Raw genomic sequence first — 20,721 nt, 5'->3', positions numbered from 1 at the left:
CAAAGCACTTAAATCGCGTCCAGTTCCCGGTGCCGTTTGAGTGTGAGCCAGCGCGTGCCAAAGCTTTGTGCCAGCTGCTCGACCATGAAGACCGAACGGTGTTGTCCGCCAGTGCAACCGATGGCCACCGTGACATAGCTGCGGTGATCACGCTCGATGGCGGGAATCCACTGCCTGAGAAACCCCTCGATCTGCAGCTGCATTTGCACAAACTCTTCGGATTGCCGCAAATAGTCTTGCACTGGAGCGTCGCGACCCGTCAATGGCTTCAGTGCGCTTTCATAGTGCGGGTTGGGCAGCATGCGGATGTCAAAAACGTAGTCGGCATCTGTGGGAATGCCGCGTTTGAAACCGAACGACTCAAACACCAGGGTCAGCTGCGCCACCGGGGCGCTGACCAGGGTTTTGATGTAAGTCTGCAGTTGCGCCGAGCGCAGCAAGCTGGTGTCGATGACGTGGGCGCGTTCGCGCAAATCGGCCAACAGTTCGCGCTCGAACTCGATGGTCTCAAAAAGAGCTTTGTCACTTTGAGGTTTGCTGCCGCCCGACAGCGGGTGTTTGCGCCGCGACTCGGAATAGCGGCGCTGCAAGGTGTCGGAGGTGGCGTCCAGAAACACCGATTTCACCGTCATGCCCATGTCGCGCAGCAAGGCCATTTGCTCAGGCATCAGGTGCAAGGAGTTGGCGCTGCGCACGTCGATGGCAATGGCCAGGCGCTGTTCTTTTTGCTGTTCTTCGAGCTTGACAAAGGGGATCAGCAACTCGGGTGGCAAGTTGTCGACGCAGTAGTAGCCAGCGTCCTCGAGGGCGTGCAGCGCGACCGATTTGCCGGAGCCGGACATGCCGGTGATCAGAATGATGTCCATGCTCAGCTTTGGGTGGTTTTGCGGCCTGCGGGTTTCAAAGGGGCATCGCCCAGCATTTCTCTGGCGTGGGCCAAGGTGGTGGCCGACAGTTTTTCACCGCCCAGCATGCGTGCAATTTCGCTCACACGCTCTTCGCCGCTGACGGTGCGCACTTGGCTGCTGACCTGGCCGTTGACCGCGGCTTTGCTGACCAGCAAGTGGTGGTCGGCGCAGGCGGCCACTTGGGGCAGGTGGGTGACCGCCAGCACTTGGCGGTGCAGGCCCAGCTGTTTCATCAATCGGCCCACGGTTTCGGCCACCGCGCCGCCAACGCCCGAATCGACCTCGTCAAAAATCAGGGTGCCCGCCTCACCCAGCTCGCTGGTGGTGACCGCAATGGCCAGTGCGATGCGAGAGAGTTCACCACCAGAAGCCACTTTGCCCACGGGGCGCGGCGTGCTGCCTTCGTGTCCGGCGACCAAAAAGCTGACTTCTTCGAGGCCATGCTGCGCAGGCGCATCCAGCGCCTGCAGTTGCACTTCAAAACGGCCACCTTGCATGCCCAGTTGCTGCATGGCGTTGCTGACGGCTTGGGCCAGTGGTTTGGCGGCTTTTTGGCGTTGGCGCGAGACCGCTTTGGCTTCTTGCATGCAGGCGGTTTGTGCGGCTTGCTCGGCTTTTCGCAGGCTGTCCAGATCGGCTGCGGCATCGAGTTGGGCCAATTCTTGGTGCCAGGTTTGCAGGGTCAAGGGCAGTTCATCGGGCGTTTTTTTGTAGCGGCGTGCCAGCGACAGCCACAGGCCCATGCGTTCGTCGAGCTGAGCCAGGTGCGCTGGGTCCAGATCGGTCTTGCGCAAATAGCCGTGCAGGCTGTGGGCCACGTCTTCGGCCTGGGCTTGGGCTGAGGTCAGCAGGTCGGCCAGTTCATTGAACTCGGGTTCAAACTGCCCCAAGGATTGCAGCGTCTGGATGGCGCGGGACAACTGGCTGAGCGCCCCCCCCGCGGCCTCGTGATCTTTGCCTTCCAGCAACGCGGTGCTCAGGTTGGCTGCCTCGATCAGGGCTTGCGCATTGGCCAAGCGGCTGTGCTGGGTGCTCAGGTCTTGCCATTCGCCCGCTTGGGGGTTGAGCTTTTCCAGCTCGCCAATTTGCCAAGCCAGCCGCTCGCGTTCGTTGGCCAATGTGCTTTGCGCTTGGCTCGCGTCGGCGAGGGCTTGTTGGGCTTGTCGCCAAACTTGCCAGGCGGCTTTGAGCGGGCGGATATCGGTGCCTGCGTAGGCGTCGAGTAGGCCGCGCACGGCGTCAGGACGGGTCAGGCTTTGCCAGGCGTGCTGGCCATGGATGTCCAGCAGCTGTTCGCCCAGTTCGCGCAGTTGTGTGGCGGTGGCCGGGCTGCCGTTGATCCAGGCGCGGCTTTTGCCGGCAGTGTCTACAGTCCGGCGCAGCAGCAATTCGGCGCTGGCGTCAAACCCGGCGGCTTCGAGCCAGGCCTGGATGGCGATCGTCGGCTCGAACTCGGCACAGACCTCACAGCGGTTGGCACCTTCGCGCACCACACCCGATTCGGATCGGGCACCTAAGGCCAGTTGCAGGGCATCGATCAGGATGGACTTGCCTGCGCCGGTTTCACCAGTCAATACGCTGAAGCCTGTGCTCAGGTCCAGTTCCAGTTCGCGCACGATCACAAAATCGCGCAGGGTGATGTGCGTCAGTGCCACGGCTTAAACGCCCTCATTCCAATGCATCTTCTTGCGCAAGGTGTCAAAGTAGTTCCAGCCTGCGGGGTGCAAAAAGCGCACTTTGTGCTCCGAGCGTTGCACCGTGATTCGGTCGCCCAGCATCAGCTCGGCCAGCGATTGCATGTCGAAATTGGCGCTGACATAGCGTCCAGCCACGATTTCGATGCTGATCTCGGACGATTCGGGCAGCACGATCGGGCGATTGGACAGCGTGTGCGGTGCGATGGGTGCCATGACCCAGCCGCCAATGGAGGGGTGCATCAAGGGGCCGCCGACCGACAGTGAGTAGGCGGTTGAGCCCGTGGGTGTGGCGATGATCAGGCCGTCGGCGCGCTGGGTGGCCACAAAGCGGCCGTCGACCTCTACGCGCAGCTCCACCATGCCCGAAGTGCCGCCCCGGTTGACGACCACGTCGTTCATGGCCAGTGCGCTGAACACGCTGCGTTGGTCACGCACCACGTGCGCTTGCAGCAAGCTGCGGTCTTCTGTCTGGTAATTGCCTTGCAGCATGGGCTGCAGCACATCTTGGTAGCTTTGGATGGGGATGTCGGTGATGAAGCCGAGGCGGCCTTGGTTGATGCCGATCAGGGGCAGGGCGTAACGTGCCATTTGGCGGCCAATGCCCAGCATGGTGCCGTCGCCGCCAATCACCAAACCCAAATCGCACTGTTTGCCGATTTCGGCCATGTCCAGCATGGGGTACTGGTTCAGGCCGGTGTGCAGGGCGGTTTCCTTGTCCAGCACGACATCGCAGCCTTGCCGAGTGAGGAACTGGGCCACATCGTCCAAAACCCGTCGCGAACTCTCTAGCCCCCCGCCATGGGCGGTGGTGTGGTACTTGCCAAAGAGCGCAACGTGACGGAATTTGGATCTCATGCACAAATTACATCATTAAAATGACCAGATGCTAGATGATCGTGCCAAGTTATTGCTCAAAGCGCTGGTGGAACGCTATATCGCGGACGGCCAACCCGTGGGCTCTCGCACGCTCTCCAAAGCCTCGGGTCTGGATCTGTCCCCCGCCACCATCCGCAATGTGATGTCCGACCTGGAAGAGTTGGGCTTGATCGCCAGCCCACACACCTCGGCCGGGCGCATCCCGACCAGTCGGGGCTATCGCCTGTTTGTGGACACCATGCTCACGGTGCAGCGCGATGGTCTTGAAACGCCTGCGCTCACGCCTGATCAGCCGCAAAAGGTGATCGCCAGCGCCGCCAATCTGTTGTCCAACTTGTCGCATTTTGTGGGCGTGGTCATGACACCGCGCAGACCGTCCGTGTTTCGCCACATCGAGTTTTTGCGATTGTCCGAGCGCCGTTTGTTGGTGATCATTGTTTCCCCGGAGGGCGATGTTCAAAACAGGATCTTGTTGACGGAGACGGACTACTCCCAAAGCCAGTTGCTGGAAACCTCGAATTTCCTCAACTCCCACTACGCCGGTATGGCCATTGAGCAGGTGCGCAGCCGGGTGCAGCAAGAGCTGGTGAGCCTGCAAAGCGAAATCGCCACGCTCATGCAAGCCGCCGTTCAGGTCAGCACCGAGGCGCTGGCCGAAGACCAGAACGAAGTGGTGATTGCCGGTGAGCGCAACTTGCTGTCGGTGAGCGATTTTTCCAGCGACATGGGCCATTTGCGCCGGGCGTTTGACCTTTTTGAGCAAAAAACCCAGCTCATGCGCCTTTTGGATGTGTCCAGCCAGGCCGAAGGCGTGCGCATCTATATAGGAGGCGAAAGCCAGATCGTGCCCATGCAGGAGCTGTCGGTCGTCAGTTCGCCTTATGAGGTCGATGGTCAAATTGTGGGCACCTTGGGCGTGATCGGCCCGACCCGCATGCCCTACGACCGGATGATCCAGATCGTCAACATCACCTCCCGCTTGGTCAGCAACGCGCTGAGCCAGTCCAAATAAGCAGCCGATCGGGCCACTACAATCACGGCTTCGGTTGGGGCGTTAGCTCAGTTGGTTAGAGCAGAGGACTCATAATCTATTCAAAAAGTTCTCATATTCGTAAAATACCTATATAAATCAATAGGTTACGTGAGTAAAAATGGTGCGAAAAACACTACACACCAGCTACACACTTTTTGACCGATTTGGACCTGCTTTTTGGGCTGTTCTTGTCGCAAAAAAGGACCCACGTACAATCTGTTTTTGAGGGGCGTTAGCTCAGTTGGTTAGAGCAGAGGACTCATATTTTTCAAATGTGCCTTACGCGTGGAAACTGCATAAGGGATGGTGTCAAATTCGGTGAAACCTAAGTGTGGCAACACATATGGCAATGCCGAGCGAAGCTTAGTGCGAAAGCACTTTGAACGTGTAGAGACTTAACGGCACCCGCCTAAGTTGAGCAATCAATATGGTGAAGACAAAGTCCAGCGAGTGGCGAAAGTCACACAAAGCGGAATCCTTTGGTCGACAGTTCAAGTCTGTCACGCCCTACCAACCCTCTAAAAGCCACCTTCGGGTGGCTTTTTTTTTAATTTCAGTACGGTTAACCTACGGGAAGGAGGATAGATAGCATGGAAGAAGTGACTGCTGGGTACAAATTGGTCGCAGAATTTTTCAACCATTCGCTGTTTGCCATTTTTGGTGGCATTGGATCGATATTGGTAGTTTTAGGTTTCGCCTACAAGGTGATCAGCATCTTCTTTGGTGTGATGCCGTTGGCAATTCGGCTGGGATATGGATTATGGAAACGGAAAATTGCAGTCATTTCTGATGCTGAAAACTTTGCCAAGCTATCGCATGCCCTTAAGTCCTCCAAGTTGTTCAACGAAAAAAACATTGCACACGTTCCGTTGAGTACGCTTGAAAGTCTTTCGGTGGCTAATCTCTATCTAGTTGATTGGGATACAGCAGGGGGCAGCATTGAAGAAATATTTCAGAGACGAGCAAGCTCACAAATTCCTATAGTGATAGTTGCTAGACCTGCGTCGATTCCACACGATGTTATGAACTCGATAGCCAACAGGCCGAACACAGTAGTGGTGAATTTTTTAGGCAGACTGCTTAATGATGTTTTGACCAGCTTGATGACAACCAGCTATGACGCCAAATGAATACCTGTACAAATTGCTGGATACCTACAGAGCTAGGGATCTCAGTTTGTACTCGCAAGATCTAGCGAATCTGAAAGCCAATTTGAAAAGTTGGGCGCAGACATGCTATCTGTCTGCCGCAAATTCAGGTTCGTACGCAAAGGGTACAGCTATTTCATTGTCATCTGACGTAGACATATTGGTATCGCTGACCAATGATTGCCACAGAAACGATGGTGGTCTGAAAAAATGCTATGAATCGCTTGAAACATATCTGCGGAAAAACTACAGCGGCGTTCGAGCGCAGAACGTGTCGATTCGAATCAACATGAATGGCTTGGAGGTTGACGTCACTCCAGCAAGAAAGTTGTCAGGCAATACAAACGATCATTCCATCTACACTGCCAAAACAGGGTCATACAAACAGACCAACATACAAAAGCACATTAATGATATTTCGTCATCAGGTAGGACTGATGAAATTCGAATACTGAAAATTTGGAGGCATCGGAATAAGTTGGATATTCCATCTATATATTTGGAATATCTACTTGTGTTGGATGTGTTGAAAGGTCGATCGAAGAGTGCAGAAGCACTAGAGGACAACGTTATGCACGTCTTCAATGAATTGGCAGTTGGTACATCAAATCCATTGTTGAAAAAATTGATTGATCCAGCAAATTCTGCAAATGAGCTGTCTAGCCTAATGACGGCGGCAGAAAAGCAGTCGGTAGTTTTGTCAGCAAGGCAAGCTGTCCAGCAGACCAATTGGGGGGCAATTGTCTATTGAGTAGATGGGTGCGCTTCGCTAGAAAAACACTACACACTCAATTGGTTGTTCTTTTTTTGCTTTGACCATATAGTTGCGTTATGTCCGCAAAAAAAGAGACAACGCACATTGTTACTGAGGGTGAGCTCGTCGTGTACAGGCGTGAGCGAAGCTCAATTTGGCAGTGCCGCTACAAGGTGGGTGGTGTTTGGCAACGAGCGTCAACAAAAGAACGGAAATTGAAGGACGCAAAAGAGGTAGCAAAAGAGTTGCGAATTACGGCTGAGATTCGTAAGCGTGACAACCTCCCTGTCATCACACGCAAATTCAGAGATGTTGCCAAACTTGCTGTTCAGCGTATGGAACAGAAGCTTGCAAATGGTGATGGCAAAGTTTCGTACAAAGACTACATTCGCATCATCAACGAATACCTGATTCCAATTTTGGGTAACAGACTCATCACAAACATAGACAGTACGGCGCTGGATTATTTGGATGCTGAGCGAATACGGATGATGGAGAGAGCACCGAGTAAAAGCACGATGCTCAGTCAAAACGCCGCACTGAACATGGTGTTGGATGAGGCAGTTCTGCGCAACTTCTTAACTGATCTCAATCGCCCAAAACTTGAGGCGAAAGGCAGGAAGAGTACACGTCACCCAGCCTTCACATTGACAGAGATACAGGCTGTCATTAATAACTTTGAAGCGTGGATAGAGCGAGCTCGTAACGCACACAGCAAAGAGATGCGTCAAATAATGCGCGACTACTCTGAGATGCTAATTGATACAGGAGCAAGACCTGGCAAAGAGCTGATGAATTTGAAATGGAAACAGATCAAGTTCACTATGAATCCAAAACAAACGCACACAGGTGAGTTCGTCGTTGGAGATGACGGTGAAAAAGAAGAGATTGTTCTGACTGATCTAAACAGGGGTGTTGAGTTAATTGTTACAGGTAAGACTGGTACACGTGAAATTGTTGGCAGACAGCCAACAGTCAAAGTGCTGGAGCGAATTGCTCGTCGTATGTATGGCGTTAGAAATAATATCATTGACCCGTTCAAAGATGTTGTGACACCTAACAACGATGACTTTGTATTGCGTACAAAAGAAAAGAAGCAGGACGTAAGCTCTGCCTTTCAACATATGTTTGAGCGGTACTTGGAAGAGCACAACTTGCTATACGACCCAAAGACAGAACAGAACCGTGTGTTCTACAGTTTCCGTCACACATACGCAACGTTAGCATTAACGTATGACAAAGTGCCAATTCACACGCTATCTGAGCAGATGGGTACTAGTGTTCAGATGATTGAACGTCACTACAGTCATTTGAAAGTAATTGAAGCAACAGAGCAATTGCGTGGGCAAGAAACACGACGAAGAATTGCTTCAACTTCAACTGTTGAAGAAATCTATCAGTCAGCACAAGCAAAGAAAAAAGCGGAGTTGCTGACAAGAAAACCAGCATCAAAAAAAGCTTCATCAAAGAAGGACAAATAATGGCAAAACCGTCTTTAGAGCAGATAAAAGTATTGTTGGGAAATAAAAAAATACGGGCGATCATTTCAAATGATACGGATATTGATCAACAGCTCCTTCAAAAAATTGAGAATTTAAATAGCATTGATTTTGAAAAAATTCAAAGTAATGCTCAATATTGGGTACATCATTACGGTGAACACGTAGCGACATACGCCTCCCAATATGACTACGAAATCAATCCAATACAAATAACATCAGTAGATAGTTTGTATCTTGTAGAAGTTATTGATGATGAACCTGAGTTCTTCGATTCAAAGGATCAAGCAATTCAGTACGCTGATGAGAATATAGGTAGATTTTTTGTAGACGAAGAATGAGTCAACAAAATATTGGAATTTAAAAATCACTTATTTGAAGATCAAGTAATGAATAACTCAAATACAAACCCATTCCCAAAATTCTCAGACTATCCACAAACTGAAGCAGGTTGGAATCACTACGATGAAGATTGGGTATCTCGTCGTCGTATGACACCCAATATTGCACAGATTCCAAAAGAAGCACTTGAGGAACACTGGGCATCAATGTCACTTGGGCGTGATAGAGGCTGGAAGGAGCAAGAATAGTGATGGACAAATACTCTGTTCTACAAAAAGAATTGGTGAGCTCATTGACTAAGAGACTACTTAATGTTGAATACGATTTGGGAAAAAGAAATTTTTTCTTTGCTGATGTAGCGATAGATCACCACATCTTTGATATTTTGAGTGATCATCTTTGGCGCGATACAAAATACGCAAGAACGGTTTCTGAATTAATTGAATCAGAAGCTGATAGAAATGCTTTTGACAGGCAAGTGAGAGAGTGTGTTTACGATGATTTATACAAAGCATTGGGTGGCTTACCTTAACGTATAAACCGCCAAATTGGCGGGGCTCAGGTTGTCCATTTGATGCTTTGAACTAATACTGTGTTCACACTTAAAGGAACACAGAAATGGTTGAAGAAAATGAATTGCTCACAACGCTGAAACAATTTACAGGTTGTGATCAGTTAGCAAGATTGACACGCACAGTCTTGCTTACAGAAGGCTCACGCTACCTTGCTGAAGCCGCAGAGTGCTTTTGGTTGTTTGATGTGTACGCATCACATTTGAGCGGTGTAGATGGCAACAAGGATTGGTTCACTTGTCTGAAACTCACAAAAACAAACCATTCGGCATCTGTATCAATTGAGGATGTCAACGGTAGGGTTCTGGCAAAGCAGAAAATTGAGTACACAGATTTCCCACTTACTGCAATCACCCTCTATGGCTGCTGGGCAGGTGAGTATTGGGTTTTGATGCTGACAAGTGAGTACTGATCTCGTCCGATCCGACTTGCGATGCACGCCCTACAGCGGGGCGAAGGCCTCCGTCTAATCCGTCTCATTAAAGGAAATAAAAAAGACGCTGTATATGACGTTTATACGGTGCTAGTGGGGCTGTTAAGACCGGAAAGTTGTTGCACCGCCTTTTGACGCTTTTGGCGATCTCGTTCCTGCTTTAATCGCTGTGTCGCAGCCGCCTTCTGCACCTTCAACGCATCAATTCTTGCTTGATCCGGTGACAATGGTTTGGATGCCGTTGCGGATTCAATTTCTGCAATCTTCATAAAAAACTCCTTGTCCTGTATTTACGCAGGCGCAAGGAGTGTGAACACTGCGCTAGCTAGCGCAGTGTTCAAGCTGGTTCACTTTCTGAAGCTACTGCGTAGCTTATTGCTGACAGCCTCAATCTGTGCATCCAAACTTCCGTCAGCTACAGCTTGCTTGACGATCTCAAGCGTGGGCACCAGTTCGTTCACGCCCGCAAGTTCGATTGCGTTCTTGCCCTTGCTGATTTCGATGACCTTTGCACCGTAACGAATTGACAGGTTTAGCTTGCCATCTGCAGCGGTCCACCACCATTGCTTGAGCTTCTTTGCTGTTTCGATACTGCGGCGTTCGCCAGTCTCTTCGTTTTTAAACGTTTTGAACTTCGTAGGTGCGTACACCCGACCTTCGGCTTGCGCTTGCGCTAACTGCATCTGCTCAAACAGCTTTGCGCAGAGCTTGTTCCTGCGTTGCTGTACTGGCGTTTGGGTGGCTGCACGTTTAGCAGTGACCAGCTTCAAATTGTTCAATGCACTCATTTCTTTCTCCTGTTTGTTGAACGAGTGCATTTAATTTATTTTCGACAAATGCAAAGAGCAACCGAAAAGACATAGATCGCATAATCGCAACGGCCAGATTGACTTTTATTTCAATAGACTCATGCAATAACGATTGGTGGTGCGCTGCAGCATCTGTCACTTTCCATATTTGTTTTTACAATAGATTGGATGATCATTTTGCGAACTTCAATGTTTTCAACTTCGATGGATTGAATTCGCTTGGATATTTCTCCAACAATGGTTGAGATAACTGAATTAAGGGCTTTGCTTGGTGCAATGGAATTCCTGTATTGCAATATCTCTGCCAGATAGACTAAGCTATTGGTTGAAATTTCTACGTTTTGTGCCCTTATGCTTCCATAATATCCTTCACTTTTTCCGCAGTATTTGCTAAAAGTTCTAGTAGTTATTTCTGGTAGGGCTTGTGCTGTTTGTTCAAATAGTTCTTTTGTAAAACTCATATTGCTCCTTACATGCATGATGCGAGTTTGCTAGCGCAAACTGCAATTGAAGATTAGTTGCTCAAGCTGGGCTTTCGCAAAATCTTCAATTGCCTTTTATTAATTTAATTATTTAAGGTCATTTACTAGGAAAAATATCCAAGCCTGACCAGCTTGGATAGTCTCATTTACTGAGGGTTCGTCTACATATACACAACTGGCTTTGTGGCCAGATCAGGCAGGTATTGCGATCTCCTTTTATGTGCAGTCCATTTACGCAAGCGCAGAGTGCTTATGTAGCGGCAGTCTCTGTACTTTGTGGGGTACTTGCATAGCAAGCTTGGTGTTCCCACTCACTTTTGACGCATGTTATTGCGTGGCATCAACTATTAAGACATTGCAAACGTTCCCTCCTATGACGGAGGGCATTTAAAGCATCCCTTGCGGGGTAGTGCAATGAATCAGTGCAACAAGTAGCACCTTCTTTACCGCTACAACACGTAGAGAGCGGATTTAGCAACACAGTTCCATCGGCGTGTAACCTTAACCTTGTTTGTATAACTTATTTATGCAATCGTATCAAAATACCACATATATGTCAACAATATTTCATAATATGAAAATTTTAACCAGTTTTTCTAGCGAAACAAACGGTAGAGAGATAGCGCTTTAAATCCCCTGTAGTGCAGAAAAAAAGCGGCATGGATACAAGGGTAGCTACAAGCTAGAAAACAAGCTTGTAGGAGATTTTTGACGAGATTGCATTTTTAGCGAAAAAGCAATGGATCAAGCGACTAAAAACCAAAGAAAACTGCTGAAATATGTGATTTCGAAGTTAAGCCATTGATTTATATGGGAATTGCTCAATGACCCGAAGGAATGGACGGGTGTTTGCAAGTAGGTTGCTCATTTGTAACTGCTGAATTTATGCTTTAAACAGCTAATTTATTTGATTAGCCCGAAAGGTCAAAATGTCGCAAGCAAAAACATTGAGCGAAAACGAAATTCAGCAAGTTCTCAACTGTGTGGGCGAGAAAAAATTTGGCGTACGCGACCGTGCACTTGTACTAATCAGTCATTACAGTGGAATGCGGGTGGGTGAAATTGCATCACTTACCGTTGGTCATGTATTAGACATCAACGAAAAAATCAAAAGCGAAATTCGACTGACGGCTGAACAAACAAAAGGCAAGCATCCGCGTACTGTTTTTGTCAGTTCAAAGCTGAAAGCTGAACTTGCAAACTATATCCAAACGATCCGTGTTGACGATAAAGAGCGGGCATTGTTCACAACGCAGAAGAGCCCTCGCAGAGGGTTCACTGCTAATACGCTGACACAGCACTTTTTGAACATCTACAAAGCGGCAGGCATTGATGGGGCTAGCTCGCATAGTGGACGAAGAACCTATGCCACAACAATCGCATCGCAAGGTGTTGGATTGCGTGTGCTGATGCGATTGATGGGGCACAGGAACGTCAGTACAACTGCTGTCTACATTGATGCCAATGACAACATGCTTCGGAATGCTGTAGAGCTCGTTTAGCACTCAAGTGCATGGAGAAATACCAGCTCGTCGAAGTCATCAACGAACTGCTGTGCGCGACTTGCTTCTTCGTCAGTATTGATGAAGAGGAAAGGCACTTCAATGTCTTTCAAACGGTTGAAGTCCTCTTCATCCTCAATCGACAGGTGATCAGCTCCATCTCTGCACCTAATGTGCAGAACTGAGGAAAGCACTAGCCCATACCTATCTAATACCTTCTTCTGAAACTTGGTTTCAAATTCAATCGCAGCCTTTACGTAGCCTGGCACAATACATTTAGCATCATGTATATATGAATATGGCCTTTTGCTTGATTTGATGATATTGCAATCAGTCTGCCAGTATGGGAAATCGCCGATAATAAAATCTGCATCTTTGCTAGCAATCGTGTCTTTAATTGAGTAAATAAGATTTTTATAAATTAGCGTTTCAATGATTTTTTTAAGTGCGGAATAATTATTTTTCATTGCATATCCTTTGCGTATGTAATTAGTTGCCTTTGAGTATCTTAAAAATGTGAATGTCATCGCACCTGTATATATTATCTTTGCTAATATCGGCATTGCATATTATTTGTGCCGCCAAATTTTCGGCGTGTACCTCGTTGATGGCATTAATTTTAAATGCCGCTTTTGCTTTAAAAGTTGCATATGCGTAATACGTGATGGGTTTTGTGACATGTCTTTTGATGGCCATATCTATCTCCTAGTAATACTGAAAAATGTCAGTACATGTATTGTCTATTTGATGTAATATTTGTTACACTTACGACTTCTGAAAAAATGAAAGTGTTAGTGTTTTATGGCGTCCGAAGGCGTAACAAAGGCAAGCACAGCTAGAACTTTTGCAACGAAGAGCTATCCGACCTTCGGGCGCGGCGCGTATGACGATGCAAAGCCGCCGAAGTCCGTCACCGCCAGCCCGTTCTTCTGGTGGTACAGGTTTTTGCAACTGAACGATGCGTATGCCGAACGGGCCACGCCTGCACTGGCGGCCATCCATGCTGACTTAGGAGATGTGCGTTCGACCGACTTCAAAAGTTGGTGGAATTCGCACGTAGATCACTTTGCTGAGCCGCGCACTCAGTACACTCTTCTAATTGCGAGCACAGTTGATCAAATCGCCCCGTTCAATTCGACAGAGGCCATCAATCTGGTGGTGCCGCTGAATTGGACGAATGTGGGTATCAAACGGAGGTTTGGTGCGCTGATCGACAAGCTTGTGCCGAAGACACCAAAAGGGGTGCGTGTGCAGTCAAGCTCCGCCACGTACAAGCTTGGCAGGAAATGGAGCCAGCAGGGAATGGCACATGCCTACGCTATGCTGGTGGAAAAGAGGCGAGCAGATGCGGAAAAGCTGGTGACTGGCAAAAAGGTGTCCATCGCTGATATGGCTATCCGCGCAGGCTTGCCGATTGCAAAGGGGTTGAAGGAAGGCGTAAAGACCTCCGCTACAACCGACCAGCGGCGTACTGTGACAATTGTTGCTCTGCGCCATTTAAAGAATGCTGAACGCTTTGTTGCCGCTAGTGCATCCAAAGTGTTCCCTAATTGAGCGAAGAAACGAGAAGAAGATGCTGACAGGTGAATTGAGATCGCAAGTTGACCGTGTGTGGGATAGCTTTTGGTCGGGCGGTATTGCCAACCCACTCGAAGTGCTGGAACAGATCACATACCTGCTGTTTCTGCGCAGGCTGGATGAACTGCACACGCTGGAAGAGAACAAAAGCGTTCGGCTAGGTAAGCCGATGGAGCGCACCATATTTCCTACAGGAACCGATCCTAAAGGGTGTAGGTACGAGGACATGCGTTGGAGCCGCTTGAAAAACATGGCTCCGCAAGAGATGTTCAATGTGGTCAGTGAACATGTATTTCCCTTTTTGCGTGATGTGGGCGGCGACAACAGCACCTATGCCAAGCAGATGCAAGGGGCGCGATTTACCATCCCTACGCCTGCTTTGCTTGCAAAGGTCGTCGACCTGTTGGATCAAATTCCAATGGAGGACAGAGACACAAAGGGCGACCTCTACGAGTACATGCTTGGCAAGATCGCCAGCGCAGGCCAGAACGGTCAGTTCCGCACACCACGCCATATCATCAAAATGATGGTGGAGATGGTCGAGCCAACAGCGACAGACATCATCTGTGATCCTGCTGGCGGGACATGTGGATTTTTGGTTGCGGCAGGTGAGTACCTGCGCGAGAACAGAAGTGAGATTTTTGCTGATGTAAAGGCTCGACAGCACTTCCACAACGGCATGTTCAATGCTTATGACTTCGATACGACCATGCTCCGCATTGGCAGTATGAACATGATGTTGCACGGCGTTGAGAACCCCAACATCACTTACAGGGATTCGCTGTCACAAGACTTTGCAGTTGAAGACGAAAAATACAGCCTGATCCTTGCCAACCCGCCCTTTGCCGGCAGTTTGGATTACGAAGGAACTGCAAAGGATTTGCTGTCCGTTGTGAAAACGAAAAGCACCGAGCTTTTGTTTTTGGCGCTCTTTCTCAAGTTGTTGAAACCAGGTGGGCGTGCGGCAGTCATCGTACCGGATAGTGTTTTGTTTAAGACCAACAAAGCTAACAAAGAAATTCGAAGAATATTAGTCGAAGAGCAAAAGCTGGATGGAGTGGTGTCTTTGCCGAGTGGTGTATTTAAGCCTTATGCAGGTGTCAGCACGGCCATTCTGTTTTTTACTAAAACGAACAGCGGCGGCACAGACTCAGTCTGGTTCTACGATATGAACGCTGATGGTTGGAGTTTGGACGACAAGCGGCAACCATTACTGAACATCGAAAAATTAGGAACCAAACCAACTGCGCCACTTTCGTCAGAAGAGCATATAAAAAATAATTTGCCAGATGTTATAAAACGTTGGAATGAGCGAGCTGGTGAAGAGAAAAATAGGACACGATTTGAGCAAAGCTTCTTAGTTTCGAAGGAGGAAATTGTTTCGGAAGAATACGATTTGAGTTTAGGCAAATACAAAAAAGTCATTGAAACAAAAATAGATCACACACCACCAATTCAAATCATTGCTGAGTTAAAGGTCATAGATGAAAGAATTCGAGCTGAACTAGCTGACTTCGAAGGGATTTTGAAATGAAATGGCAACTTAAAAAGTTGGGGGATTACATAGAAGTTGTAATGGGGCAAGCGCCGCTAGGTGAGGAATGCAATAAAGATGGAGTTGGGACAATATTTGTTAAGGCGGGGGAGTTTGGCGAGCGCAGTCCAACCGTTGAAGAGTGGACAACGAATCCTTTGAAAATTGCAGAGAAAGACGACACCTTAGTATGTGTGGTGGGAGCTACTGCTGGCAAGATAAATTATTCGTCTTTTAGATGTGCTATTGGGCGATCTGTTGCCGCAGTACGTGCAAATTCTACCGAGTTGAATAATATATTTTTATATTACTTTTTGAAGTCAAATATTCAGACATTGAGAGGGAAGTCGCAAGGCGCCGCACAAGCGGTGATAACACGGGAGATGCTCAAGTCATTAGAGATTCCTTTGCCGCCAATAACCGAGCAATTAAGAATTGTGGGCATGCTTACAAAGGCGGAAAAAATTAAAGACTTGCACAAAGAGGGGCTCCTTAAGGCCACACAGTTAATTGACTCGGTTGTAAGCAACGAAATATTTGCGGTGAATTGATATGAGCAACTTTGCCTTCCTACAGCGTGAGTGGTTCTCCATACACGATACGTGTGTGAAGGCAGAAGGATATGTAAATAGCGATGTTCGTGCGGCGTGTTTTTATGGCCGCATCGCGTTAGAGCAGATCGTCGGCTGGTTGTACCGGTATGACTCCACATACCGTTCATACGATGAGAATTTGGGCGCGCGGGTGTACGAGCCGTGCTTTAGGAATAGCGCTGGTGACGCCATCTTTGCGAAGGCAACGGCCATCATCAGCATTGGTAACAAAGCCGCACACGGTAAGGGCATCAAGCCGCACGAAGCCAACACGTTGATTGTTGAGCTTTTCCACATTGCCTATTGGCTAGCAAGGACTTATGGCGAGAAGGCGCGGCCTGATCCTGCTTTGCAATTCAACGCAAGCCTGTTGCCGGTGTCGCGCAATGAGGCCGCCGTCCCGCTGGCACAGCTTGAGAAGGCAGACCAAGCTCTCAAGCAGAAAGAGGCAGAAAACAGCACATTGCGAGATGAAATCTCAAAATACAAAGAAGAGATCGCAAAGATTCGTGCGGCAAACTCTGCGGTCAAAGACACACACGACTACAACGAAGAGCAGACACGCGACTACTTCATTGACCTTCTGCTGAATGAGGCTGGATTTGCACTCGACAAGCTTGAAGACAAAGAATACGAAGTGCAGGGCATGCCGAATGGTGCAGGCGTGGGCTATGTGGACTATGTGCTTTGGGGTAAAGATGGCTTGCCACTAGCTGTTGTGGAAGCCAAGCGCACACGACGCGATCCAAAAGTGGGACAGCAACAAGCCAAGCTCTACGCTGACTGTTTGGAAAGTAAATTCAAGCGCCGTCCCGTCATCTACTACACCAACGGTTATGAACATTGGTTTTGGGACGACACGCAAGCTCCTCCGCGCAACGTGCAGGGATTCCACACGCGAGATGAGCTTGAACTGTTGATGCAACGGCGAACTAGTCGGCTGTCACTGTCAAGCACGAAGATTAATGAAGACATTGCTAGCCGCACGTACCAGCATCAAGCCATACGAAGCATTGCGGAGGCGATTGAGCAACACAACGTTCGTCGCAGTTTAATTGTGATGGCGACAGGGGCAGGTAAGACGAGAACTGTCATCGCGCTTGTCGATTTGATGATGCGTGCCAATTACGCAAAGCGTATTCTCTTCCTTGCTGATCGAATTTCACTGGTCAAGCAAGCTACGCGGGAATTCGCCAAGCACTTGCCAAACGTTGGCATCGTCAACCTGCTAGATGGTGCAGATGCTAATGGTCGCGTCTATGTCAGCACGTACCCAACGATGCTGAATCTCATCAACAACAGCAAAGAAGACAAGCGGAAATTCGGCATCGGCCACTTCGATTTAGTTGTAGTAGATGAAGCGCACAGAAGCATTTATGCGAAGTACGGCGCAATCTTCAACTACTTCGACTCCTACTTGGTCGGCTTGACCGCAACGCCAAAAGATGAAGTCGATCACAACACATATCGCATGTTCCACTTGGAGCGTGGCGTTCCTACGTTTGCGTACGGCATTGAAGAAGCGATTAAAGACAAGTACCTCGTACCGCCGTTAGCCATTTCAGTGCCGTTGAAGTTCCAGCGCGAAGGCATCAAATACGATGAACTGAGCGAAGAAGAAAAGGCGCAGTGGGATGAGTTGGAATGGGGTGATGCAGGTGCGCCCAACGAGGTCAGTAGCGCCGCCATCAATGCGTGGCTCTTTAACGCCGACACAGTTGACCGCGTTTTAGCTCACCTTATGCTGAATGGAGAAAAGGTGGCGAGCGGCGACAGATTGGGTAAGACCATCATCTTCGCAAAGAACAATGACCACGCCGAGTTCATTGCTGACCGGTTCAACATCAATTACCCGCAGTACAACGGCAAGTTCGCTCGTGTCATCACGTTCAAAACTGAATACGCTCAGAGCCTAATCGACAGCTTCTCGCTAAAAGAAAGTGAGCCACACATAGCCATCAGTGTGGACATGTTGGATACAGGCATTGATGTGCCTGAAATTTTGAACTTGGTGTTCTTCAAGCAAGTGCACAGTAAGACCAAATTCTGGCAAATGATTGGACGCGGGACTCGTCTTTGCAATGACGTGTATGGCCCGCGCAAGCACAAAACGCATTTCTGCATCTTCGATTTCTGCCAGAACTTCGAGTACTTCAACCAAAACCCGAATGCGGCTGAAGGACGTAAGGCGGACAGTTTGGACACCCGTTTGTTCAACATGCGTGTCCAGCTCATCACAGACATTGACAGTCCCAACAGGCCAAAGCCGACGGATGACCGACGCGAGCAGGAAGATGAGTTACGTGTGCAAACGGCAACCTATCTGCATGAGATCGTCGCAGGTATGACGCTTGACAACATCATTGTTCGTCCTAAACGTAAATACGTTGAGAAGTACAGCGCAAAAAATGTTTGGTCAAAGCTGACAGCCAGCGAAGTGCAGGAGCTTGCCGAACATGTTGCAGACTTGCCATCGCAATTAGTGGATAGCGAGGAAGAAGCCAAGCGTTTTGACTTTATGGTTCTCAACGCCCAACTTAATGTCTTGCAGACACTTGCCGTCGATGACAAAGTGAAGACCGTCATGCAACGGGTGATGAATGCGCTGGAGTTGCAAGCGAACATTCCAGCGGTTCGCGCTCAAATGCCACTTATCCAAGCTGTTGCAACCGACGAGTGGTGGCAAGACGTTACTGTAGGTACGCTGGAACATGTGCGCAAACAACTACGCATGTTGCTCAAGTTGATTGAGAAGACCAAGCGCGAAATTGTCTATACAGACTTTGAGGATGAAGTTGGCGAGAGTTCGCCAGTGAATTTGCCATTCGGTGCTACTGGCATTGACTTTGAGAGATTCAAAGCGAAGACACGTGATTTCCTGCGGTCACACAATGACCATCTTTCCTACGTCAAGCTCCGTAAGAACTTGCCTGTCACGCAAACAGATTTGGACGAGTTGGAAAAAATCTTGCTCCAGCAAGCCGATGGCAATGCTCAATTGATCGAGCAAGCAAAGGGCGAAGCTAAAGGGCTTGGTCTTTTCATTCGTTCGCTAGTTGGGCTTGAGCGTGACGCCGCCAACGAGGCTATGGCTGGATTTTTGAGCGATACCACTGCAAACGCCAAACAGTTAGCCTTTGTTCGTCTGATCGTTGACCATCTCACGCATGATGGCGCGATGACAGACGATCGACTGTATGAAGCGCCGTTTACTGACATTGCCGCTACTGGACCGGATAGCGTATTCAGTCCTGCAAAAGTGACGGAGCTGTTTGCTGTGATGGCAGACGTTCGGCAACGTGCTGTTGCCTAAATGCGAGAAGGAAAAAAATGAGCAACATCTGGTGCATACGTGCTGAATACGGCACCTATGCCAATCACTTCGTCAAAGGCGGTTTCATCGGCATAGGCTATGAAATTGAGGAGTCGCTTGCGAACGTATCCAACAAGGATGAACTCTCATCGATCTATAGGAAAGCACACCCTACTGAAACCAGTAATTTGGTAGTTGGGCAACAGGTAGGTCAGGTAGGTAGGTTTTTGTTGGAGATGAAGGAAGGTGACTACGTGATCACACCCTCGTCCGATACAGAATGGTTGTACTACGGACGAATTTCTCCGAAGGGATACTGGTTCGAGCAGAATCCATCTGATGGCTGTCCGTATCCGCATCGACGTAGTGTCCAGTGGGCAAGCGAGAAGCTCAGTCGTAGCAGTTTCTCAGTCCCATTCCAAAACACCATTCGATCGTCGTTGACGGTATTTGCGGTTTCTCAGACCGACGAGTTCCTCACCACTGTAAAGGCTGAAGGTCACGTGCCAGCAAAGCGTGATACCCACTACGATCCGTATGAATCTGTTTTAGAGCGTGTGTTGGAGCTCAACGACAAAGAGTTCGAAATCCTCGTTGGCCATTTGCTGACTGCAATTGGCTTTGAAGAAAGTGAAGTGACTGGCAAGACTGGTGATGGTGGTGTGGATGCCACAGGAATTTTGAATGTTGCCAACCTTGCAAAGGTGAAGGTGTTTGTGCAGGCTAAGCGGTATAAGCGTGGTTCAAAAATCAACGCAAATGTTGTCAAACAACTTCGCACGGCCATTCCTGTTGGTGGGCAAGGTGCATTCATCACAACTGCAGACTTTCAAGCGTCGGCATCCGATGTAGCGGTTGAAGTTGGCTTCCCTCGCATCGGCCTGATCAATGGCCGTCAGCTTGTAGATTTGCTTGTCGAGCATTGGCAAGACATTCCCAACGAATTTAGAGACCGCTTGGGTCTGCGTGTTGGTCTGGTGCGTATTTGAGATGGCACAGACTGTCTACTACTTAACCGGAATGGGTGGGCGATTGCACACTGGGCTTGGTCATGCACTGACTGAGCGTGGATGCTCCGTGTTGGGTAGAGAGTTGTTTGGTGATTTCAAAAAGCTCGGCTTTCAACAACAGGTTGATGCTGTTGCCAGCGACTTAGAGCGCGAGCTTTGGCATGAAGATGCTCGTGTGATCGCCAATTCATTCGGTGCGTATTTGTTTCTTCATGCACAGGCTCAGCTACCGCCCTATGTTGGTCGTGTGATTCTGCTGTCACCAATCGTCGGTGAGTTCGGTAATGAAGAAACGCAAATGAACTTCATCCCGCCGCGTGCCGACAAGCTTTTAGAGCTTGCGAGGGCAGGGAGTTTTCCAGTCCCTAAACAATGTCAAGTTCATGTCGGATCAGAGGATTGGCAGAGCAATCCAGCCAATGTGACCACGTTTGGTGAACTGTTGGGCATTGACGTGACAATTGTTCCAAACGCGGGACATATGTTGCCAAAAGAGTATGTTGGAGCGTTGTTGGGCAGGTGGCTTTGATAGAGCTGATTGAGGCGTGTAAGATCATCATCGAAGTAGGGCAGGAATGCGCGAAAAGGCGTGAGCGGTAGTGATGCTTTGCAGCGCGATTTTCGAAGAAATTTTTAAC

General features: G+C 49.0%; 23 protein-coding genes. 15 read left to right on the top strand and 8 right to left on the bottom strand.

Annotated elements, in window-relative coordinates; translation table 11 throughout:
* Positions 1-8: 8 nt before the first annotated feature.
* From rapZ to B9Z37_RS04550, 3 genes are read right to left on the bottom strand one after another with little or no spacing between them, the layout of a single operon-like run.
* On the bottom strand, positions 9-872 hold the full coding sequence (rapZ, locus tag B9Z37_RS04560) for an RNase adapter RapZ (RefSeq protein WP_108311804.1): 864 nt from the start codon (positions 870-872) through the stop codon (positions 9-11).
* Positions 869-2,563: a DNA repair protein RecN gene (gene recN / locus B9Z37_RS04555; protein WP_108311803.1), complete on the bottom strand. Its 1,695-nt coding sequence runs from the start codon at positions 2,561-2,563 to the stop codon at positions 869-871. Before recN ends, rapZ begins: the two co-directional genes overlap by 4 nt.
* Positions 2,564-2,566: 3 nt before the next feature.
* Positions 2,567-3,460, bottom strand: a complete 894-nt coding sequence (locus tag B9Z37_RS04550) for an NAD kinase (protein WP_108311802.1) — start codon at positions 3,458-3,460, stop codon at positions 2,567-2,569.
* 28 nt (positions 3,461-3,488) lie between these two features.
* Between B9Z37_RS04550 and hrcA the strand changes: the two genes are divergently transcribed.
* The 8 genes from hrcA (at position 3,489) to B9Z37_RS04520 (ending at position 9,241) form a co-directional block, all read left to right on the top strand.
* Positions 3,489-4,493: a heat-inducible transcriptional repressor HrcA gene (hrcA, locus tag B9Z37_RS04545; protein WP_108311801.1), complete on the top strand. Its 1,005-nt coding sequence runs from the start codon at positions 3,489-3,491 to the stop codon at positions 4,491-4,493.
* 611 nt (positions 4,494-5,104) lie between these two features.
* Entirely contained in the window at positions 5,105-5,644 is a 540-nt protein-coding gene (locus B9Z37_RS04540; protein WP_108311800.1) for a hypothetical protein, read from the top strand.
* Positions 5,631-6,413 carry a nucleotidyltransferase domain-containing protein gene (locus tag B9Z37_RS04535; RefSeq protein WP_108311799.1) on the top strand — a complete coding sequence of 261 codons (783 nt, stop codon included), beginning with the start codon at positions 5,631-5,633 and terminating at the stop codon, positions 6,411-6,413. The genes B9Z37_RS04540 and B9Z37_RS04535 overlap by 14 nt, the downstream gene beginning before the upstream one ends.
* An 80-nt stretch (positions 6,414-6,493) precedes the next feature.
* Entirely contained in the window at positions 6,494-7,897 is a 1,404-nt protein-coding gene (locus B9Z37_RS04530) for a tyrosine-type recombinase/integrase (RefSeq protein ID WP_108311798.1), read from the top strand.
* On the top strand, positions 7,897-8,256 hold the full coding sequence (locus B9Z37_RS04525; protein ID WP_108311797.1) for a hypothetical protein: 360 nt from the start codon (positions 7,897-7,899) through the stop codon (positions 8,254-8,256). Before B9Z37_RS04530 ends, B9Z37_RS04525 begins: the two co-directional genes overlap by 1 nt.
* A 12-nt stretch (positions 8,257-8,268) precedes the next feature.
* Entirely contained in the window at positions 8,269-8,505 is a 237-nt protein-coding gene (locus B9Z37_RS14320) for a hypothetical protein (protein ID WP_146179707.1), read from the top strand.
* A 2-nt stretch (positions 8,506-8,507) separates the two neighbouring features.
* On the top strand, positions 8,508-8,789 hold the full coding sequence (locus B9Z37_RS14315) for a hypothetical protein (RefSeq protein WP_146179706.1): 282 nt from the start codon (positions 8,508-8,510) through the stop codon (positions 8,787-8,789).
* An 86-nt stretch (positions 8,790-8,875) separates the two neighbouring features.
* Positions 8,876-9,241, top strand: coding sequence for a DUF6876 family protein (locus B9Z37_RS04520; protein WP_108311796.1), 366 nt, complete (start codon positions 8,876-8,878; stop codon positions 9,239-9,241).
* Positions 9,242-9,342: 101 nt separating this feature from the next.
* Here the strand turns inward: B9Z37_RS04520 and B9Z37_RS04515 are convergent, their stop codons facing one another.
* The 3 genes from B9Z37_RS04515 to B9Z37_RS14310 form a co-directional block, all read right to left on the bottom strand.
* Entirely contained in the window at positions 9,343-9,531 is a 189-nt protein-coding gene (locus tag B9Z37_RS04515) for a hypothetical protein (RefSeq protein WP_108311795.1), read from the bottom strand.
* 78 nt (positions 9,532-9,609) lie between these two features.
* Positions 9,610-10,050, bottom strand: coding sequence for a DUF6641 family protein (locus B9Z37_RS04510; protein WP_108311906.1), 441 nt, complete (start codon positions 10,048-10,050; stop codon positions 9,610-9,612).
* A gap of 119 nt (positions 10,051-10,169) precedes the next feature.
* Positions 10,170-10,532 carry a hypothetical protein gene (locus B9Z37_RS14310; RefSeq protein WP_146179705.1) on the bottom strand — a complete coding sequence of 121 codons (363 nt, stop codon included), beginning with the start codon at positions 10,530-10,532 and terminating at the stop codon, positions 10,170-10,172.
* 950 nt (positions 10,533-11,482) lie between these two features.
* On the opposite strand from B9Z37_RS14310, the gene B9Z37_RS04505 reads away from it, so the two are divergent.
* Positions 11,483-12,055: a tyrosine-type recombinase/integrase gene (locus tag B9Z37_RS04505; RefSeq protein ID WP_108311794.1), complete on the top strand. Its 573-nt coding sequence runs from the start codon at positions 11,483-11,485 to the stop codon at positions 12,053-12,055.
* Here B9Z37_RS04505 and B9Z37_RS04500 read toward each other — a convergent pair.
* Entirely contained in the window at positions 12,052-12,522 is a 471-nt protein-coding gene (locus B9Z37_RS04500; RefSeq protein ID WP_108311793.1) for a hypothetical protein, read from the bottom strand. The two genes, B9Z37_RS04505 and B9Z37_RS04500, sit on opposite strands and share 4 nt — an antisense overlap.
* Positions 12,523-12,544: 22 nt before the next feature.
* On the bottom strand, positions 12,545-12,751 hold the full coding sequence (locus tag B9Z37_RS04495; protein WP_108311792.1) for a hypothetical protein: 207 nt from the start codon (positions 12,749-12,751) through the stop codon (positions 12,545-12,547).
* A gap of 105 nt (positions 12,752-12,856) precedes the next feature.
* Between B9Z37_RS04495 and B9Z37_RS04490 the strand changes: the two genes are divergently transcribed.
* The 6 genes from B9Z37_RS04490 to B9Z37_RS04465 all read left to right on the top strand — a co-directional run bounded on the left by B9Z37_RS04490 (position 12,857) and on the right by B9Z37_RS04465 (position 20,612).
* A complete protein-coding gene (locus tag B9Z37_RS04490; protein ID WP_108311791.1) occupies positions 12,857-13,609 on the top strand; it encodes a hypothetical protein in 753 nt (250 codons plus the stop codon).
* A gap of 19 nt (positions 13,610-13,628) precedes the next feature.
* A complete protein-coding gene (locus tag B9Z37_RS04485; protein ID WP_108311790.1) occupies positions 13,629-15,167 on the top strand; it encodes a type I restriction-modification system subunit M in 1,539 nt (512 codons plus the stop codon).
* Positions 15,164-15,718: a restriction endonuclease subunit S gene (locus B9Z37_RS04480; RefSeq protein ID WP_108311789.1), complete on the top strand. Its 555-nt coding sequence runs from the start codon at positions 15,164-15,166 to the stop codon at positions 15,716-15,718. The genes B9Z37_RS04485 and B9Z37_RS04480 overlap by 4 nt, the downstream gene beginning before the upstream one ends.
* A gap of 1 nt (position 15,719) precedes the next feature.
* Positions 15,720-19,073, top strand: coding sequence for a DEAD/DEAH box helicase family protein (locus tag B9Z37_RS04475; protein ID WP_108311788.1), 3,354 nt, complete (start codon positions 15,720-15,722; stop codon positions 19,071-19,073).
* Between the two features lie 17 nt (positions 19,074-19,090).
* The gene (locus tag B9Z37_RS04470; protein WP_108311787.1) at positions 19,091-20,062 is read left to right on the top strand and encodes a restriction endonuclease; all 972 of its coding nucleotides are present in this window, start codon (positions 19,091-19,093) and stop codon (positions 20,060-20,062) included.
* Between the two features lie 88 nt (positions 20,063-20,150).
* Complete coding sequence (locus B9Z37_RS04465) at positions 20,151-20,612, top strand: alpha/beta fold hydrolase (protein ID WP_167394318.1); 462 nt, start codon at positions 20,151-20,153, stop codon at positions 20,610-20,612.
* Positions 20,613-20,721 lie beyond the last annotated feature (109 nt).

Source organism: Limnohabitans parvus II-B4, assembly GCF_003063455.1.
Lineage (GTDB): Bacteria > Pseudomonadota > Gammaproteobacteria > Burkholderiales > Burkholderiaceae_C > Limnohabitans_A > Limnohabitans_A parvus.
The sequence above is the reverse complement of the archived record's forward strand: the minus strand, read 5'-3'. Positions and strand labels throughout refer to the sequence as shown.

Bases quoted from the DNA above. Each gene is read 5' to 3' on its own strand.
- B9Z37_RS04550 (WP_108311802.1), bottom strand. From the start codon at position 3,460: ATGAGATCCAAATTCCGTCACGTTGCGCTCTTTGGCAAGTACCACACC.
- hrcA (WP_108311801.1), top strand. From the start codon at position 3,489: ATGCTAGATGATCGTGCCAAGTTATTGCTCAAAGCGCTGGTGGAACGC.
- B9Z37_RS04540 (WP_108311800.1), top strand. From the start codon at position 5,105: ATGGAAGAAGTGACTGCTGGGTACAAATTGGTCGCAGAATTTTTCAAC.
- B9Z37_RS04535 (WP_108311799.1), top strand. From the start codon at position 5,631: ATGACGCCAAATGAATACCTGTACAAATTGCTGGATACCTACAGAGCT.
- B9Z37_RS04530 (WP_108311798.1), top strand. From the start codon at position 6,494: ATGTCCGCAAAAAAAGAGACAACGCACATTGTTACTGAGGGTGAGCTC.
- B9Z37_RS04525 (WP_108311797.1), top strand. From the start codon at position 7,897: ATGGCAAAACCGTCTTTAGAGCAGATAAAAGTATTGTTGGGAAATAAA.
- B9Z37_RS14315 (WP_146179706.1), top strand. From the start codon at position 8,508: ATGGACAAATACTCTGTTCTACAAAAAGAATTGGTGAGCTCATTGACT.
- B9Z37_RS04520 (WP_108311796.1), top strand. From the start codon at position 8,876: ATGGTTGAAGAAAATGAATTGCTCACAACGCTGAAACAATTTACAGGT.
- B9Z37_RS04515 (WP_108311795.1), bottom strand. From the start codon at position 9,531: ATGAAGATTGCAGAAATTGAATCCGCAACGGCATCCAAACCATTGTCA.
- B9Z37_RS04510 (WP_108311906.1), bottom strand. From the start codon at position 10,050: ATGAGTGCATTGAACAATTTGAAGCTGGTCACTGCTAAACGTGCAGCC.
- B9Z37_RS14310 (WP_146179705.1), bottom strand. From the start codon at position 10,532: ATGAGTTTTACAAAAGAACTATTTGAACAAACAGCACAAGCCCTACCA.
- B9Z37_RS04505 (WP_108311794.1), top strand. From the start codon at position 11,483: ATGTCGCAAGCAAAAACATTGAGCGAAAACGAAATTCAGCAAGTTCTC.
- B9Z37_RS04500 (WP_108311793.1), bottom strand. From the start codon at position 12,522: ATGAAAAATAATTATTCCGCACTTAAAAAAATCATTGAAACGCTAATT.
- B9Z37_RS04495 (WP_108311792.1), bottom strand. From the start codon at position 12,751: ATGGCCATCAAAAGACATGTCACAAAACCCATCACGTATTACGCATAT.
- B9Z37_RS04490 (WP_108311791.1), top strand. From the start codon at position 12,857: ATGGCGTCCGAAGGCGTAACAAAGGCAAGCACAGCTAGAACTTTTGCA.
- B9Z37_RS04485 (WP_108311790.1), top strand. From the start codon at position 13,629: ATGCTGACAGGTGAATTGAGATCGCAAGTTGACCGTGTGTGGGATAGC.
- B9Z37_RS04480 (WP_108311789.1), top strand. From the start codon at position 15,164: ATGAAATGGCAACTTAAAAAGTTGGGGGATTACATAGAAGTTGTAATG.
- B9Z37_RS04475 (WP_108311788.1), top strand. From the start codon at position 15,720: ATGAGCAACTTTGCCTTCCTACAGCGTGAGTGGTTCTCCATACACGAT.
- B9Z37_RS04470 (WP_108311787.1), top strand. From the start codon at position 19,091: ATGAGCAACATCTGGTGCATACGTGCTGAATACGGCACCTATGCCAAT.